Here is a 16,597-nt window from a genome sequence, read left to right on the forward strand (position 1 = left end):
GATAACGTTCTGGCGGTCAGCTCAGCCATTCCTGTCTCCGCATCGAGTCGGAGACGCCGTGCGACAACAGAATTTTCGCCGTTTTCAGCTGCTGGCTTTTAATCGGGGCGAAGTTCTTTTGCTGCTTCTCCAGCCACTCTTTCCAGTGTCTTTTGTCGCAAATGCTGATACCGTAAGGAGGTTCCGGATAATCGATATACGATGTCCGGCTGACAACGACTTTGCGCACAGGCAGTTCAATCCCCGATCCCTTTAACAAGCCGGAAAGAACCGTGCCTGTCCTGAGAAGCTCAACAGCCGGATTTAACAGGGACCGTTCTCTTCCTCTTACCGTTTTTTCTTTCCAAAAACGATCTTTGGAACCGATAAATGCGCTGTCCTTCTCGCCTTCGAGAAATGATATACAGTAGATCTCAAGAGGTGTGAGAATCAAGACGCTGAGCTCTACCGCAGCCTGATTCACCTGCAGCACCGGCCGATACATGATGAAATATGAATCCGGCAGCTGCTGTGCCAAAATGTGCAGGATTTTATCGCTTTTTATTTCCCGGGAAAGCCTGGATATGTCAGAGATTGTCGAGCTTGCCCATTTCAGCTGAAACTCGTACACGTATTCTTTGAAAAACGACACGAGTTCCTCCCCTGCCGCAGGAATTCTTGCAATCAAGCTTTCATCCGTTTCTCCATCCAGTCCGTTAAACCATTCATCGGCTTCTTTTCCTTTATTAATATCGGATGCTTCTTTTTTTCTCTTTAATGTAAATGTCTTCTTTCTTTTTCCGACCGCTTCATCATCGGCGGCTTCTTTATCGTAATGAAGGCTGTCTTTCTTTTTCTCAGCCATCTCTTTAATTGACTGCCAGCGCTGCTTTTTCAAGCGGATAAACTGGTTGATATAATGATAAGGATCCTGTTCATACCTTGAAATGCAGTCCTGTATTTTAATAATCTGTGCCATCTGCGTTCATCTCCGAATCTTGCTTTTCTGCAGCCGGCCGTTCACCGAAATGGAAAACGGCTTGATGCTCATATTTGGGAAGCCTGTCTAAATGAGTTTGAAAGATGGTGAAATGCCCGGCCGTAAAAGACACCGCGTCTTCAAGAGGCTCCAGGCGGCCGTTAAAAGAAGCCGATCCATTCCACTTTCTAGCAACCGTCATATGTGGATGAAAAGGCCGTTTTTCAATTTCAAATCCCGCCGCATCTGCAGCATGCTTCACCCGTTCCCTCACTTGAAAGAGAGCGTCTGAGTATTCCGGTTCCGCATGAAGAATTCTCGGCTCCGACGGCTTGCCGAAGGTTCCGAAACGTTTCAAGGCAATCTGAAACGGAGCCGTCTCAGCGGAGATCAGCTTGAGGCTGTCAGCAAGCATAGCCAGCTGCTCTTCTTCAGCGGAGCCGAGGAACACGAGGGTGATGTGGTAGTCCAAAGGATGCACCCATCTATGAAAAGAAAATTCCGGACGGCTGCTGACTGTTCGATAAAGCGGCTCACTAAGCTCCGCCGGAATTGGAATTCCAATAAAGTAATGCGGTTTGACTGACATATGTATGGCTTCCTCCTCATTCGTCTTCTCTATATTTTAACAAAAAATATAAGGACTTATAACCTCTCTATTTTCCACTTTCCGAGGCCTTATGATAGGATAATGACAGAATCATGTTTTTTGGAAAGGGTGCACAGCCGTGAAAGCCGTTCACAATATTGCAGAATTAATCGGGGAAACGCCCCTTGTCAAGTTGAACCGCGTTCAGCCCGAAAACGCAGCCCAAGTTTATATCAAGCTTGAATCTTTTAATCCGAGCGGAAGCGTGAAAGACCGCGCGGCCTACCAAATGATTGTGGATGCCGAAGAAAAAGGCCTGCTGAAACCGGGTTCAACCATCATCGAACCGACGAGCGGAAACACCGGCATCGGCCTTGCGATGAACGCTGCGGCAAGAGGCTACAAAGCCATTCTTGTTATGCCTGATACGATGACAAAAGAGCGGATCAACCTTCTGAAAGCGTACGGAGCTGAGGTCGTCCTGACGCCGGGGGATGAAAGGATGCCGGGCAGCATCAAAAAAGCGCAGGAGCTTGCTCGGGAAATTCCGGGCAGCTTTATTCCGATGCAGTTTGATAATGAAGCCAATCCGGAGGCTCACCGGAGATCAACCGCTCTGGAAATTGCCCGGGCAATAGAAGAAATCGGCAAACCGCTTGCCGCATTTGTTGCAACAGCAGGAACAGGGGGAACGATTACCGGAACAGGCGAAAAGCTGAAAGCGTTATTTCCGGGGATAACCGTTCATGTGGCAGAACCTGCAGGGTCGCCTGTTTTATCCGGGGGCAAACCGGGAAAGCACAAGCTTGTCGGGACAAGTCCGGGATTTATTCCAAACATTTTAAACGAAAACGTCTATGACGAAATCTTAAAGATCAAGGACGAAGAAGCCTATGAGATGACGCGCAGATTGGCGCGGGAAGAAGGAATCCTTGTCGGCCCTTCTTCTGGGGCCGCTTGCTTCGCCGCTGTTGAAACAGCTAAGAAGCTCCCTCCCGACAAAGTGGTCGTCTGTATGACAGCCGATACAGGAGAACGCTATTTATCAAGCGATTTATTTCAATTTGATTAAGAGAGAAAAGCCTGGTTTCTGTTGTGAAATCAGGCTCAGATTGTTGAAAAAATCCCAAAGCTAAGAGACGTTTTGGGATTTTTTCATCTTTTTAGCGTGAACCGCAACCCTTGCAGTCTAGGAAGGCCGAGCATTGGAGCTGGTTTTCACAGGATTGTGATGACGGCAGTGTTCAGGCAGGACGACGCCTGCTCCGTTAGCCGCCGTTTCTCTTTTGTTCGTGAGCACCGACTTAGCAGGCCTGACAACGAATGCGAGGGTCTGACGACACGGAAAGAAGCGGATAAAACGCCCGTAACCGAAAAAGAACAAAAAATAAAATGAATAAAACCGTTTCCTCACATGCAGCAATTCCTTTTCCTGCTTCAAAAAGCCCCTCTCCTGAAAACAGCAATGTTTAACAGCAAAAAAGCCGCTCTAGAGAGCGGCCGTCTTCGTTATGCTACACATGCATTCCTGTCCTGGCATCGTTGTGATCCGTTATATATTCAATCCGCTTGAAACCGCAGTCCTTTGCATTTTGATATAGAAGCTCCAGTTTTTTTTGATCTTTGCAGTATATCGTGACAAAACTCGAATCGGCTGTAAGCACAATCAGCTCGCAGCTGCTTTTCATATATGATTCATATGTGCTGACATCTTCAGGATGGCCATCCTTCGGAAAAGCCTTCAGATCGGCGAAGATGAGATAGTACCTTGCGTCTTCCAGCCTTTTTTTAAATGCTTCTCCTGTCATCACCTGCGGATCTTGAGGAAAAAGATTTTCATCTGACAATTCACCGTTTTCTACGAGATAGCATTCGCCATCGGCAAGCAGCCAATTGAAATCGGCCGGTTCAACCGGCTTCAGCATATCGAGAAGAAAGCGCCCGTACCCGTTCGGGATTTCAAATAAAACGCCTCGCTTATGACTCATGTCATCACTCTCTTTGCTACTTCGCCAATTCATAAATGGCCTGTGCATATATCGATACAGCCTTCAGCAGATCATCAATTTCCATATACTCGTCTTTCTGATGGGCAACGTCGGGACGGCCTGGAAACAGCGGTCCAAATGCCACGCCGGCTCCCAGTGACCGTGCATATGTCGCCCCTCCGATCGAAATTAATTGTGCCGTTTCCCCTGTCTGCTCCTCATAGACCCGCTGCAGCGTTTGGATCAGCTCATGGTCTTTTGCTACATGATGGGGCTTGCTGTCTTTAAAGCTCACCAGCCGGGCGCCCTTTATTTGCGAAAGCCCGGATTTCACCCGATCGCTCTCTTCAGTCACAGGATAGCGGATGTTAATATGGGCTTCTCCGCCTTTTTCCTGTTCATACTGCAGCCGGCCGACATTCAACGTCAACTCTCCACTGATGTCATCGCGGCAGCCGATGCCGATTTTTTTCCCTCTCGTATCTCCGGCAAAAGCCCCGCTAACCGTTTGAACAAACTGGAGCCCGGCTCTGTCAAGGGATTGGGTATGTAAAAACTCGGACAAAATGAGGCCGGCATTGACACCGTTATTAGGCTCCATGGCGTGAGCTGATTTGCCGTACACGGTTAATGTCAGTCTACTGTCTTCTTGAAAAATACGCCCTTCTGCACGCTTTTCTTTTACAAACCGGACAAATGACTCTTCAAAACCTGATGGGGCAGACCCCTCCAGGACGGCTTCGGCGTCATCAGGCACCATGTTCAGACGCCGGCCGGACCGGAAAGTCTCCAATGTTAAGTCCGCACCTGTTTCCGCTTGATCAGTTTCAATTTTTAAAGCCGCGTCAATCAGGCCTTTTTCCGCATAGATAATCGGAAAATCAGCATCAGGCGCAAAACCGGCCGAAGGCATCTCTTCGTGTTTAAAATAATGCTCCACACAGCGCCAGTCGCTTTCTTCATCAGTGCCGATAATCATTCTGATTCGCTTTGATAATGGGAGGCCGGAGTCTTTGACAATTTTTAATGCATGATACGCGGCCATTGTCGGCCCTTTATCATCAAGCGCTCCCCTTGCATAGATGCGGCCGTCTCTAATTTCTGCAGCAAACGGATCGCTCGTCCAGCCATCTCCGGGCGGAACGACATCAATATGGCAAAGCACGCCGATGATCTCCTCGCCTTTCCCCCATTCGATATGGCCTGCATACCCGTCAAGATTTTTGACCGTAAATCCGCTTTCTTCCCCTTTATTCAAAAGCGCTGTCAGGCATTCTTGAATTCCTTTTCCAAACGGCCGACCCGGACCCGCCGTCTCTTCATCAAGGACGCTGTTGATTTTTAAAAAACCTTGAATATCCTCTACGATCTCATTCCGTCTTTTTGACACTTTCTGTTCCCAGTTCATAATTTCGCCCCTTCTTTTTTTAGTTTAGCCAAAAACCCTTGCAAAAACACCCGATAACGAATAATATAGATATTGTTTTGCTATAATGTTCGTTATTGGAGGAAATGATGTTTAACATAAAAGAAAACCAAACCACAGTCAAAAAAGAAATTCTCGCCGGTATTACAACCTTCTTTACAATGGTTTATATCGTCGTGGTCAACCCTAGTATCCTATCCGGTACAGGCGTCCCGTTTGATCAAGTGTTCACTGCCACAATCATTGCTGCCGTCGTCGGAACGCTTTGGATGGCGCTTTCCGCCAACTTTCCGATCGCGATTGCACCCGGGATGGGGCTGAATGCGTATTTTGCAGTGTCAGTCGTCGGCTCGTCCAACGGCGAAATTTCTTACCAGACAGCGTTCAGCGCTGTTTTCGCGGCCGGTATCCTCTTTATTATCTTATCGCTAACACCTCTTAGAAAACAACTGATCGAAGCCATTCCGGCTAATCTAAAATACGGGATTACCGCCGGAATCGGCTTGTTTATCGCTTTTGTCGGTCTGAGAGGAGCCGGAATCATTACCGCCAATGAATCCAATTTGGTCGGACTCGGCAATCTGCACTCGCCCGGAGTGATCCTGGCACTAATCGGCTTGGCTTTCTCCGTCGTTTTGATGGTCATGAATGTGAACGGCGCTCTATTTTTCGGTATGATCTTAACCGGCCTGATCGCCTTTTTTACCGGCCAGCTTGAGTTTACCAAAGGGATTCTGTCAATGCCTCATCTGCCGGAAAAACTGATCGTCACAAACCCTTTCGCCGCTTTTGGAGATGTCGTCCACTACGGCCTTTATTCGGTTGTCTTCTCGTTCCTGCTCGTCACGATTTTTGATACGACAGGAACGATGATCGGTGTCGCCGAACAAGCCGGACTCATGAAAAACAACAAACTGCCGAATGCAAGAAAAGCCCTTCTTGCCGATTCGACAGCAACGACGATCGGCGCAATGTTCGGGACAAGCCCGACGACCGCTTATATCGAATCATCCGCAGGGGTGGCCGCAGGCGGAAGAACAGGGCTTACGTCTTTAACAGTCGCTGTGCTTTTCGGAGCGGCGCTGTTTTTCAGCCCGCTTGTGAGCGCGGTCTCCGGGATCTCAGCGATTACGTCGCCGGCATTGATCATTGTAGGAAGCATGATGATCGGCGCTGTCACCAACATTCGCTGGAAAGAGCTTGACGAAGCATTCCCGGCCTTTCTCGTCATTTTGACAATGCCGCTGACATCATCTATTGCGACAGGCATTTCCCTCGGGTTTATTTCTTATCCGATTGTCAAAGCCGCGAAAGGCAAATGGCGCGAAATTCATCCGCTTGTCTTCGTGTTTGCCGTTCTCTTTTTCATACACCTCTTCTTTTTGGAAGGGCATTAAACGACTGAACCCCGTCTTTTTTAAAAAGACGGGGTTTTCAGCATCAGGCTGAGCGCGATGACGAGGCAGCACCAGATCAACCCCGGATAGAAAAACCAGTCAATGGAATTCCGCCTGGCTTCATAAAAAGCGTCGCTTTCTTTGTCTGCCCCCAGCAAAAAAACGCGTTCCATCACCTTGTCAAAATGGACGGACAACAGACTTCGATAAGCGAAGGCAAAAACCAGGAGAGCGCCCGCTTTCATCCAGATCGGTCCAACCATGATCAGCGCCGTAAAAATGCCGATCATTTGCATAACCTGTCTTTTATAGTCCGGATGGCGCAGCATCACTTTAAAAAAGATTTCCTTAAGGCCATTTTGCACTGTACGGGCTTTAAAGATGTTCCGAGATTTTTTAAAGAACAACCGCGGCCTTTTTGCCCCTCGTTTCCCCTGCTTCGGCACGCTTCCATCCAGGTTCAGCGACAGGAAAAATTTTGCGAGTCTCAGCTTTCTTCTGTTATCAAATTCAACCTCTTCATAAAATAGATACATGTTGCCGAGAGTGCCGCAGGCGGTCTTCAGCGCGGCCACAGACAGCACCATGCCGCTCAAGATTACAACCGGCCAGGAAAACAACAAAACAACTGCACAAGCCGACAGCCACACGAAAAAGATCAGTCCGGCGTTCAGCACCCGGTGTTTCAGCTTGTACTGCCATCCGATGTTCCGCCTCTTCAAGACGGTGATCAAGGAATTGAGACAGAAATAAAAAAAGAATACGGCGAGACAAGCGGGCAGTTCAATCCCAAATTGTCTGACGAACAGAGGAGTAAACACGGCCGCCGCCAACAGCCATTTGCAAAACTGGATAAACAGACAATATAAATAGCCGCACCTTTTCATGTCCAGCACGAGTGTCTTTTTTTGCAACAAATAAAGCTGATCAGCTTCCATTAAAAATGTCCTCACAGACCCAAACAGCGTAAAAACGGCCGGAGCAAGCACAATCAATCCGGCCTGCCATCCGTTATCAAACGACCCTCCATTCAGCCATTTGATATATTGATAAACGCCGATTCCAGCCGCAGGCAGTACAATATACAGCGCAACCGTCCAATCGATGACCAGTTTGATGATCCGGAGCTGATAAAGACAGTCCGCTTTCAGCCTGCTGATAAACAGAGCCCGGCCGCTCATGCGGGCGCACCTTTTACAGCAAAGTAAAAGCAGTCAAGCAGCGAGCCACCCGAAAGGCCGGTTTTCTCCTGCAGCTCTTCGAGCGTACCTTCCAGCATCAGACGGCCATTTGAAATCAGCAAAAAACGGTCACAGATCTTCTCGGCGGTATCCAGCACATGCGTACAAAGCAAAATACCCGCTCCCCGCTTCTGCTCTTCTTTCAGCATATCCAAAAAGAGGCGGCTTGCGATCGGATCGAGCCCGATAAACGGTTCATCGATAATATATAGATCAGGCTGCATGAGAAAAGCATGGATCAGCATCAGCTTTTGCTGCATCCCTTTCGAAAAGCTCCCCGGATAATCATGAAGCGCATGCTCCAGCGAGAATCGCTCGATGAGCCGATTCGCCCTCGGCAAAAACGAGGACTCGTCCTCCTGCAAAAACGTCCCTAAAGCCGTGATATGCTCCCATAAAGTCAATTCGTCGTAAAAACTGGGCTGTTCAGGTATGTATGCATAGTTTGACGTTTCAGCCCATTCAACCTGCCCGGCCATATGCCTTGTTAAACCGAGTATCGTTTTAATTGTCGTGCTTTTCCCCGCTCCATTCGGTCCGATTAATCCGACAAGCTCGCCTTCCCCCACAGTAAACGATATATTTTCGATCGCCGATTCCTTTTCTTCATAACCGGATTTCTCAATATGCACTTTTAATTTCATTATCTTTACCACCTCTCTTTTACTACGTATGAAGCTAGAAAAAGTTTAAAATTTTTTTGGCAAAAAAACGTGATCGTACTGCATGTTCTGCTCACGATTTTCATTTTTTCATTAATTTGGCTCCGGCTTTTTTCTGGATATTTGGCAAAGAGATCGTGTATAATATTTATTGATCATTTTCAAGAAATGGTCGCTAACCGTCCATGCTGCATTTTGGAGTCGTAAGTTGTGGTAGTCAAGTCCATTCGATCATACGATAGGGAGTGGTTGTTTGAAACCTTCAACAAACCGAATGCTAACCAGGATCAAATCAGTATACATGTTCATTCAAGAAAAAGGACTCGTTACAACCCAGGAACTGGTTGATGAATTTGGCACTACACCGAGAACAATCCAGCGTGATCTGAATGTGTTGGCATACAACGATCTAGTACACAGCCCCAGCAGAGGCAAATGGGAGACTACAAGAAAAAAAGTGAAAATCTCCTCATAGTAATATTCTGAAAAATTGAACTTTAGCGCTGAATATCATATAGGACAGCCATCAAACATAAAAAGCATCAAACCCGATGAAGTTTGATGCCCCATAAACCAGCTCTACAGGCACTCGACGAATCAGAGTGTCTTTTTGTTTTGCAATGCGGCAAGCTCGTGCTCAGAGAGCTCTCTGTATTCCCCCGGCAAAAGCTCTCCATCAAGATCGACATCCCCCATTTTCAGCCGCTTTAAATAGATGACGTCACGGCCGACCGCCTTCAGCATTCTTTTAACCTGATGAAATTTTCCTTCCGTTATTGTCAAAAGCAGACGTTCCACGCCGTTTTTGCTTGCCAAAAGCGACGCTTCAGCCGGTTTTGTGACATATCCTTCACCGATATCGACCCCTTTTTCAAGCTGATCGAGAGCCGCCTGATCAATCGGCTTATCGACATGTACTTCATACGTTTTAGGCACGTGTTTTTTCGGCGATAGAAGCTGGTGTGCCAACTGGCCGTCATTCGTTAAAAGCAGCAGCCCCTCGGTATCCTTGTCAAGCCTTCCGACCGGAAACGGCTCAAACCTCAGCAGCTCCGGATCGAGCAAATCAACAACCGTTTCCTGGCGGCTGTCTTCTGTCGCTGACAGCACGCCTTGCGGCTTGTTCATCATCAAGTAAATAAATTCCTGATAAACGACGGGTTCGCCGTAAACCGTGATGTCGTCTGATTCCGGGTCTACATGCTCTTTTGCGTCTTTGATCAGTTGATCATTCACGCGTACCGCCCCGTTTTTCAGCATTTTTTTGACTTCTTTTCTCGAACCGTAGCCGCTGTTTGACAACAGTTTATCCAATCTCATGAAGACACTCCCTTTTTTTACATAAAAAGAAAAGCCCTTTTTAGGAGGCCTTTCTTTTGAAAAAGCGATTCAACCGCTGACCGAACATTTTTTCGAGTAGTTTCACACGGTAAGCCAAGTACAGATAAACCGATCCACCGACCGCGGTTGTGATGAAAATGACGACAGCAGATTTGATCTGCCCGCCTTCATATGAAATAAACAGACTGAGTAGCGCCTGAACAAGCAGCAACATGATGCCCATGACCGCCGTCAGGATCAGCATCAGCAAAAACCGTTTAAACAGTTTGCGATACGAATAGCCGGCATGACGTTTAATCATAATAAATCCGTACAGGAGTGACGCTGAATAGCCGAGCGCCGTTGCCAAAATCGATCCGCTTCCTTGAAACAGCTTGATGAGCGGAACGTTAAGCCCGATTTTGATTACAATCCCGATCATCAGGCTGACAACCGCAAATTTCTGCTTGTTCACCCCCTGCAAAATCGCAGCGTTGACGGTGAAGAGCGAGAATAACAGCGCCACGGGCGCGTACCAGAACAAAATATCTCGTCCCATTTCAGGGAGCAGGCTTTCCGAGCCGTAAAAGAACGTGTAAACCGGACCCGATAAAAGAGCCATACCGACTGATGCAGGAAGAACGATAAAAAGAATGATCTGCATCGCCTGATCAATCTGTTTATTTAAAGCAGGGAAATCTTTGTTGGTAAAGTTTTCAGTCACCGCCGGGATCAATGTCAGGCCGAATGCCGTCGCGAGAGATACCGGTATCATCACAAGCTTTGGCACGTACAGCGTCACGATCGCCATCAAATCCTGGCTGATGTTTTGATAGCCGGCTGCAATCATCGCTTTATTAAACGTATTCGTATCAATGTACTGGTAAAGCGGTATCGCCAATCCGACAAAGATGTATGGGGCGGCATAGCTGAACAGCTCCTTAAACATTTGCCGATACGTAATATTGGCGGAAGGAACCAGGTTCGGCTTCAGCGCCAAAAGCGCCCCTTTTCTTTTCTGCCAGGAAAAATAAAGCGTGAACAGCCCCGCGAATGCGCCGATCAAAGCCGCAAAAGTCGCATAGCCGACAGCTACGACAAGCCCTCCGTCTAATACTTTGATCACCAAATAAGTAGCCGTTAATAGAAAGACGATTCTGGCAATTTGTTCAACGACCTGTGAAACGGCTGTCGGCCCCATCATCTGGTGACCTTGGAAAAAGCCTCTGATCAGCGCCAGGATCGGCACAACAAGTAAAGCGAGACTGACCATGCGAATGACATACACGACATGTTCAATCGTCAGCCCGTTGTTTTCTGTTCCGCCGAGGGCCATCTCCGCAAAAAACGGGGCAGACAAATATAGAATGGAGAAAGCAATGATGCCTGTGACGAGCATCATCGACATTCCGGCGCGCAGCATCCTTCTCGTTGTTTCATAATCGCCCATCGAGTTATATTTTGAAACAAATTTGGACACGGCCGCCGGAAATCCCATGGTCGCAATGCTTAAAAAAATCGTATATTGATTATAACCGTACTGGAACAGGGCACCGCCGGTGGCACCGACCATGGCTCCGAACGGAATCAAGTAAATCATTCCGAGGATCCTTGAAATATAGGTACCAAGCGTTAATACAAAGGTGCCTCTTAACAGTTTGCTTGACATGTTCCCAATCACCATTTTTCTTCAATAGATTCAACTTTTCTATTTTAACATACAGGCGCATTACTCAGGTAATAATAACATGGCTAAATTTTAACATCCCCATGTTTTAACGTTTTTTCATCCAGCCGATCTTTCGTTATAATAAGAAGATGGAGCGCGGATATTATCTGATGAAATCCCTCCCGCCTGCACAGAATGCAGGCTCTACAAGACAGGAAAGTTGAGGATATTGGTATGAAGTATTTTGATGTCATCGTCATCGGCGGAGGCCCCTCCGGGCTGATGGCCGCCATCGCGGCCGGTGAACAGGGGGCGGACGTACTTTTGATTGACAAAGGAAACAAACTCGGCCGCAAGCTGGCCATTTCGGGAGGCGGACGGTGCAATGTGACGAACCGCTTGCCGGTTGATGAGATCATCCGGCATATTCCCGGAAACGGACGCTTTTTGTACAGCGCTTTTTCTGAATTTAACAACGAGGACATCATCAAATTTTTTGAGCGCCTTGGCGTCAAGCTGAAAGAGGAAGATCACGGAAGAATGTTTCCTGTCTCCGACAAGGCGCAGAGCGTAGTGGATGCACTTTTAACAAGGCTTGAACAGCTTCATGTAAGCGTGCGGACAAACGAAAAAGTGAAAACAGTCCTATACAATGAAGAAAAAGCGTGCGGGATCGTGACAGGCAGCGGCGAAGAAATTGGAGCGGGCTCTGTCGTTATCGCTGTCGGCGGGAAAAGCGTCCCGCATACAGGATCGACCGGAGACGGCTATGAATGGGCGGAAAAAGCTGGCCATACGATTACGGAACTGTTCCCGACAGAAGTTCCGGTTACGTCTGACGAACCTTTTATCAAGCAGAAAACATTGCAAGGCCTATCATTGAGAAACGTCGCTCTCAGCGTATTGAACAAAAAAGGAAAACCGGTCATCACCCACCAAATGGATATGATTTTTACCCATTTTGGACTTTCTGGGCCCGCTGTCCTCAGGTGCAGCCAATTTGTCGTTAAAGAGTTGAAAAAGCAGGAAAAAGTCAGGCTGAAAATCGACTTGTTCCCTGACATTCATGAAGAACAGCTTTTTCAAAACATGCATAAAGAATTAAAGGACGCTCCGAAAAAATCACTCAAAAACATGCTGAAGCCTTGGATGCAGGAAAGGTATCTGCTGTTTCTTCTCGAGCGCAACAAGATTGATCCTTCTGAAACGTTTTCATCCCTTTCCAAAGACCGTTTCAGAGCTTTCGTCAAAGACTGTAAAGAGTTTACCGTCAACGTGAACGGCACTCTTTCGCTTGACAAAGCCTTTGTGACCGGCGGAGGGGTTTCCGTAAAAGAAATCGATCCTAAAAAAATGGCGTCCAAAAAAAAGGAGGGGCTTTATTTCTGCGGGGAAATCCTCGATATTCACGGCTATACGGGCGGGTACAATATCACATCCGCGCTTGTCACAGGCAGACTTGCAGGCATGAATGCAGGCGAATTTTCACTTTGCCGAAGAAAAAAATAAAATTGCTCCAAACCCTTGACAAATGTGGAATGGCAGAGTTTCAGCGCAGTGCTGAGACTTGTGCCTTTTTTGAAAAGTATGTTACGGTTAAAGAGTTTTGTTTCACCTGATTGTGGGGTAATAGGGGAAGCTAGGTCAAACTTCCTGAGAGAGAATGAATTTTATATGTGCAACTCATACTAAACATAATGATGGGAGTAAGGACGAAAAATGATTAGAGGGTGAGGATGATTTTGAAAAATATTTCAAGCGTTTTTTGGATTGTGATTGTTATCACAGCAGCAGCTGTATTATGGGGAATCGTTGCTCCTGATAACCTTCAGGCGTTAACGACTTCGATTCAAGGTTATGTTACGAACACACTCGGATGGTATTATTTATTGGTGGTTTCTCTGTTTGTGGCATTCAGCATCTTTTTGATCTTCAGTCCGATCGGAAAGATCAAATTAGGGAAACCTGAAGAAAAACCTGAATTCTCTCGATTATCTTGGTTTGCCATGCTTTTTAGCGCAGGTATGGGCATTGGTCTCGTATTTTATGGCGCGGCTGAACCGATCAGCCATTTTGCCATTAGCTCTCCATCAGGTGAAACAGAAACAGCCCAGGCCTTCAGAGATTCTCTGAGGTATACATTTTTCCACTGGGGATTGCATGCATGGGCGATCTATGCGATCGTTGCTCTTTGCATCGCGTACTTTAAATTCAGAAAAGACGCGCCTGGCTTGATCAGCGCGACGCTGTTTCCGGTCTTCGGCGACAAAGTCAACGGACCGCTTGGAAAAGGGATTGACTGCATCGCTGTCTTCGCAACCGTCGTCGGTGTAGCAACAAGCCTCGGAATCGGCGCCACGCAGATCAACGGCGGACTCCATTATCTATTCGGAGTGCCGAACAGCTTTCAAGTGCAGCTGGCAATTATTGCAGTCGTTACCGTGCTGTTCTTAATTTCCGCATGGAGCGGTATCGGAAAAGGCATCAAGTACTTGAGCAATACGAACATGGTGCTGGCCGGCATCCTGATGATCTTTATGCTGTTCGTGGGACCGACAGTGTTGATTATGAACTCGTTTACGGACACGATCGGAACGTATATCTCCAACGTGGTGCAAATGAGCTTCCGCCTTGCGCCTAATGATCCGGACAGCCGTGAATGGATCAATTCATGGACGATTTTCTACTGGGCTTGGTGGATCTCCTGGTCGCCGTTTGTCGGTATTTTCATCGCCCGCGTATCAAGGGGGCGCACAATAAGGGAATTTTTGATTGCCGTATTGTTTGCCCCTACTGTGCTGGCGTTTCTATGGTTTTCAATTTTCGGGGTTTCAGCGATGGATCTTCAGCAAAAAGGGACTTTTAACGTTGCAAAACTGTCTACAGACACGATGCTGTTTGGCATGTTTGACCACTATCCGCTGGCGATGATTACATCTATCATTGCCTTGGTGCTCATTGCCGTATTCTTTATCACTTCCGCAGACTCGGCAACATTTGTTCTCGGCATGCAAACGACTTACGGTTCACTGAATCCTGCGAATTCGGTCAAGGTATCATGGGGCATCATCCAGTCAGCAATGGCTGCGGCGCTTCTGTATTCAGGCGGACTATCGGCCCTGCAAAACACCGCCATCCTGGCCGCACTGCCGTTCTCAGTCGTCGTGATTTTCATGCTTGTATCGTTGTATAAATCTCTGTCACAAGAGCGGAAAGAAATTAAACAGGCTGAGAAATTCCAGAAGCCAAGAAGCCCGAGGGTGAAAAAAGCATAAACGAAAACAGCTCTTCCTTTGAAGAGCTGTTTTTTTATGTCCTGTATAAAATTAACGCAGAAAAACAGTAAAGCTGTTCGCCTTGAGGATCGCATGCGGCTGATACGTCATATTTTATATCGACCAGCTGGTCTTCCGACAGCTTTTTTAAGAATTCATTGATCTCATGCTGCAAATCTTTTTCGTGTTCTTCATCAAATACGGCTACCTTCAGCATACGCTCTCTCCTTTCTATAATGAAAGGTATTCGCACACAACCGAAGTTATGCTTAAAATCCTGATCGAAAGAACCTTGAAGGTCGCCGGCAGGAGGCTCCGAGCGTTTCCTGACATGTGATAAATAAAAAACTTCTTATCTGTACAGATAAGAAGCCGGACCCGCTTATTTTGTTTTCGGCTTTGTGTTTCCGGTCCATTCGAGCATGCCGCCGACCATATTGGTGACATCAAAGCCTTTATCCTGCAAATAGAGGCAGACATTTTCGCTGCGCTTGCCTGATCGGCAGACAAAAATATAAGGCTGCTCCTTTTGGAAGACATCGAGTTTTTCAGGAATATCCCCCATTTTAATGTGAACGGCTTCAGGGATCATTCCTTCAGCCACTTCTTCATCTTCTCTGACGTCAATAATGTTCAGCGTTTCTCCTTTTGCAAGCCTGTCTTTCAGTTCATCAGCCGAAATCTCTTTTATCGTCATCGTTACTGCTCCCTTCAATTGCCTTTAGGTGAGACTATTATAGCAAAAGTCGGGAGGCAATTTCTATTTCAGCAGGTTTTCTCTATCGTCCACTGTCAGGAAACACTGATTTTCCCAATGTCTGGAACGATCCGTCCTGTGCTGCAGAATCGCCTGTGAAGCTTCCCCCTATCAGACAAACAAGCATGACGGTGAAAAAACAAATGGATTTTTTCATATGAGCCCCTCCTTCATTTTATATATTTGATTCTTGGCATGCTGCGATTTTTCCAGGTAAAGCGCGCTTTTTTCATGGTCGCCGGACTTCATGTAGTAATCGGCTATATCTTTTGTCAGTTCGGCAACATGCGGCCATAGCCGTTTATCGCTCATGTATTCAAGCGAAAGTTCAATATCGAGCGGATGGCCCGCGTCATACAGGGCGAAAATCAGCCTGAATTTCGCCGCGTATTCATCCTCTCCTTGTTCCGCCGCTCTGGTAAATCCCTCTTTGCAGAGACGTCTCGCTTCTTCGGGAGAACCGTTTTTGTACAAGAGGTGGGACAGCTCAAAAAGGGTGTTAATGCCAAAAACCGATTGCTCATGGACACCGATTGAAAGAGCTTTTCTATAGTGCTCCTCCGCCAAAAGCGGCATGCTGCATTTGGCGTAGTTCAGACCCATATTATGATAGATCAGCCCGATGATTCGCCGGTTTTGGAGGGAAACGGCCTGATCAAGCGCCCGGCCGTAGTGTTCCTCGGCTTGTTTGATGCGGAACAGTTCAAACTGAACCGACCCGAGAATCATTTCGCACCCGATCGTTTTGTCTATGTATTCTTTATGCTTGCTGAAAAGTGAGAGCGCTTTTTCGGAGTAGTTCAACGATCTGAAATGATCATCTATTTGGTAGTAGGCAGTCGCGATCTTATAGTAAAATTCCGCTTTTTCAATTTCATCGGTCAGTTTATGCAGCTTCATTTCCGCTTTTTTGTAACAGCTGATCGCCTCAAGATAGTTTTTCTCATAAAACTCATACATGCCTGAAAAAAAGAAAAAATAGTACTGAATGATGTCATCCGCGTTCTTAACCGTTTCCTTCTGCCTTTTAATCTTCCGGAAGAGCTCGGCTGATTCTGCAAACTGCTCCATCATCAATTTGCAGCGGTAGTCCAAAAGCTGAAAATAGAGCTCCAAATCTCTGTTTTTCTCCATTTTAGAGAGCAGGTTTCGGATCTCGTATCTCAAAGATACAGCCTGGAGCGCTTCATGGCGCTTGATCATGGTGTACCACTGATTCAAGAGCCCGGCCGCTTTTTCGTATGCCGCTTTCGCTTCCACTTCTTCATTCATCCTTTCTTCTTTTTAAAAACACAAAAATTACATTTATTAACTT

General features: G+C 47.0%; 18 protein-coding genes. 5 read left to right on the forward strand and 13 right to left on the reverse strand.

Annotated features, from left to right (window positions below; translation table 11 throughout):
* Nucleotides 1-16: 16 nt before the first annotated feature.
* Nucleotides 17-958: a hypothetical protein gene (locus MHB72_RS16525; protein WP_020452624.1), complete on the reverse strand. Its 942-nt coding sequence runs from the start codon at nt 956-958 to the stop codon at nt 17-19.
* Entirely contained in the window at nt 942-1,547 is a 606-nt protein-coding gene (thpR, locus tag MHB72_RS16530) for an RNA 2',3'-cyclic phosphodiesterase (RefSeq protein WP_039072923.1), read from the reverse strand. Before thpR ends, MHB72_RS16525 begins: the two co-directional genes overlap by 17 nt.
* 139 nt (nt 1,548-1,686) lie before the next feature.
* Here thpR and cysK point away from each other — a divergent pair, with 139 nt between their 5' ends.
* Entirely contained in the window at nt 1,687-2,619 is a 933-nt protein-coding gene (gene cysK / locus MHB72_RS16535) for a cysteine synthase A (RefSeq protein ID WP_020452626.1), read from the forward strand.
* Between the two features lie 117 nt (nt 2,620-2,736).
* Here cysK and MHB72_RS16540 read toward each other — a convergent pair whose 3' ends face one another.
* The 3 genes from MHB72_RS16540 to pepV form a co-directional block, all read right to left on the reverse strand.
* Complete coding sequence (locus MHB72_RS16540) at nt 2,737-2,988, reverse strand: hypothetical protein (RefSeq protein ID WP_025810985.1); 252 nt, start codon at nt 2,986-2,988, stop codon at nt 2,737-2,739.
* Between the two features lie 73 nt (nt 2,989-3,061).
* Nucleotides 3,062-3,535, reverse strand: coding sequence for a DUF2691 family protein (locus MHB72_RS16545; protein WP_020452628.1), 474 nt, complete (start codon nt 3,533-3,535; stop codon nt 3,062-3,064).
* A 16-nt stretch (nt 3,536-3,551) separates the two neighbouring features.
* A complete protein-coding gene (gene pepV / locus MHB72_RS16550; protein WP_216919757.1) occupies nt 3,552-4,943 on the reverse strand; it encodes a dipeptidase PepV in 1,392 nt (463 codons plus the stop codon).
* Nucleotides 4,944-5,050: 107 nt separating this feature from the next.
* On the opposite strand from pepV, the gene MHB72_RS16555 reads away from it, so the two are divergent.
* Nucleotides 5,051-6,358: an NCS2 family permease gene (locus MHB72_RS16555; protein WP_020452630.1), complete on the forward strand. Its 1,308-nt coding sequence runs from the start codon at nt 5,051-5,053 to the stop codon at nt 6,356-6,358.
* A gap of 20 nt (nt 6,359-6,378) precedes the next feature.
* Here MHB72_RS16555 and MHB72_RS16560 read toward each other — a convergent pair whose 3' ends face one another.
* A complete protein-coding gene (locus MHB72_RS16560) occupies nt 6,379-7,539 on the reverse strand; it encodes an ABC transporter permease (protein WP_105980035.1) in 1,161 nt (386 codons plus the stop codon).
* Nucleotides 7,536-8,243: an ABC transporter ATP-binding protein gene (locus MHB72_RS16565; RefSeq protein WP_020452632.1), complete on the reverse strand. Its 708-nt coding sequence runs from the start codon at nt 8,241-8,243 to the stop codon at nt 7,536-7,538. The genes MHB72_RS16560 and MHB72_RS16565 overlap by 4 nt, the downstream gene beginning before the upstream one ends.
* A gap of 271 nt (nt 8,244-8,514) precedes the next feature.
* Here MHB72_RS16565 and MHB72_RS16570 point away from each other — a divergent pair, with 271 nt between their 5' ends.
* Complete coding sequence (locus tag MHB72_RS16570) at nt 8,515-8,736, forward strand: DeoR family transcriptional regulator (protein ID WP_003184500.1); 222 nt, start codon at nt 8,515-8,517, stop codon at nt 8,734-8,736.
* Between the two features lie 122 nt (nt 8,737-8,858).
* On the opposite strand, the gene MHB72_RS16575 is transcribed toward MHB72_RS16570, so the two are convergent.
* Both MHB72_RS16575 and MHB72_RS16580 read right to left on the reverse strand, forming a co-directional pair.
* Nucleotides 8,859-9,581 (reverse strand): pseudouridine synthase, encoded by a 723-nt coding sequence (locus tag MHB72_RS16575; protein WP_020452633.1) that lies wholly within the window; start codon nt 9,579-9,581, stop codon nt 8,859-8,861.
* Between the two features lie 40 nt (nt 9,582-9,621).
* On the reverse strand, nt 9,622-11,250 hold the full coding sequence (locus MHB72_RS16580; RefSeq protein ID WP_020452634.1) for a putative polysaccharide biosynthesis protein: 1,629 nt from the start codon (nt 11,248-11,250) through the stop codon (nt 9,622-9,624).
* Nucleotides 11,251-11,484: 234 nt separating this feature from the next.
* On the opposite strand from MHB72_RS16580, the gene MHB72_RS16585 reads away from it, so the two are divergent.
* Together MHB72_RS16585 and opuD are read left to right on the forward strand one after the other, a co-directional pair.
* Complete coding sequence (locus MHB72_RS16585; RefSeq protein WP_025810980.1) at nt 11,485-12,759, forward strand: BaiN/RdsA family NAD(P)/FAD-dependent oxidoreductase; 1,275 nt, start codon at nt 11,485-11,487, stop codon at nt 12,757-12,759.
* A gap of 230 nt (nt 12,760-12,989) precedes the next feature.
* Nucleotides 12,990-14,525, forward strand: coding sequence for a glycine betaine transporter OpuD (opuD, locus tag MHB72_RS16590; RefSeq protein WP_025810979.1), 1,536 nt, complete (start codon nt 12,990-12,992; stop codon nt 14,523-14,525).
* Between the two features lie 34 nt (nt 14,526-14,559).
* On the opposite strand, the gene MHB72_RS16595 is transcribed toward opuD, so the two are convergent.
* The 4 genes from MHB72_RS16595 to MHB72_RS16610 form a co-directional block, all read right to left on the reverse strand.
* Nucleotides 14,560-14,742: a sporulation protein Cse60 gene (locus tag MHB72_RS16595; protein ID WP_003184510.1), complete on the reverse strand. Its 183-nt coding sequence runs from the start codon at nt 14,740-14,742 to the stop codon at nt 14,560-14,562.
* 165 nt (nt 14,743-14,907) lie between these two features.
* Nucleotides 14,908-15,222: a rhodanese-like domain-containing protein gene (locus tag MHB72_RS16600; protein WP_020452637.1), complete on the reverse strand. Its 315-nt coding sequence runs from the start codon at nt 15,220-15,222 to the stop codon at nt 14,908-14,910.
* A gap of 82 nt (nt 15,223-15,304) precedes the next feature.
* A complete protein-coding gene (locus MHB72_RS16605; protein WP_268461636.1) occupies nt 15,305-15,439 on the reverse strand; it encodes a hypothetical protein in 135 nt (44 codons plus the stop codon).
* The gene (locus MHB72_RS16610; protein WP_216919755.1) at nt 15,436-16,554 is read right to left on the reverse strand and encodes a response regulator aspartate phosphatase; all 1,119 of its coding nucleotides are present in this window, start codon (nt 16,552-16,554) and stop codon (nt 15,436-15,438) included. The genes MHB72_RS16605 and MHB72_RS16610 overlap by 4 nt, the downstream gene beginning before the upstream one ends.
* Nucleotides 16,555-16,597: the final 43 nt, after the last annotated feature.

This window comes from Bacillus sp. FSL K6-1284, from assembly GCF_038002625.1.
GTDB classification, from domain to species: Bacteria; Bacillota; Bacilli; order Bacillales; family Bacillaceae; genus Bacillus; species Bacillus paralicheniformis.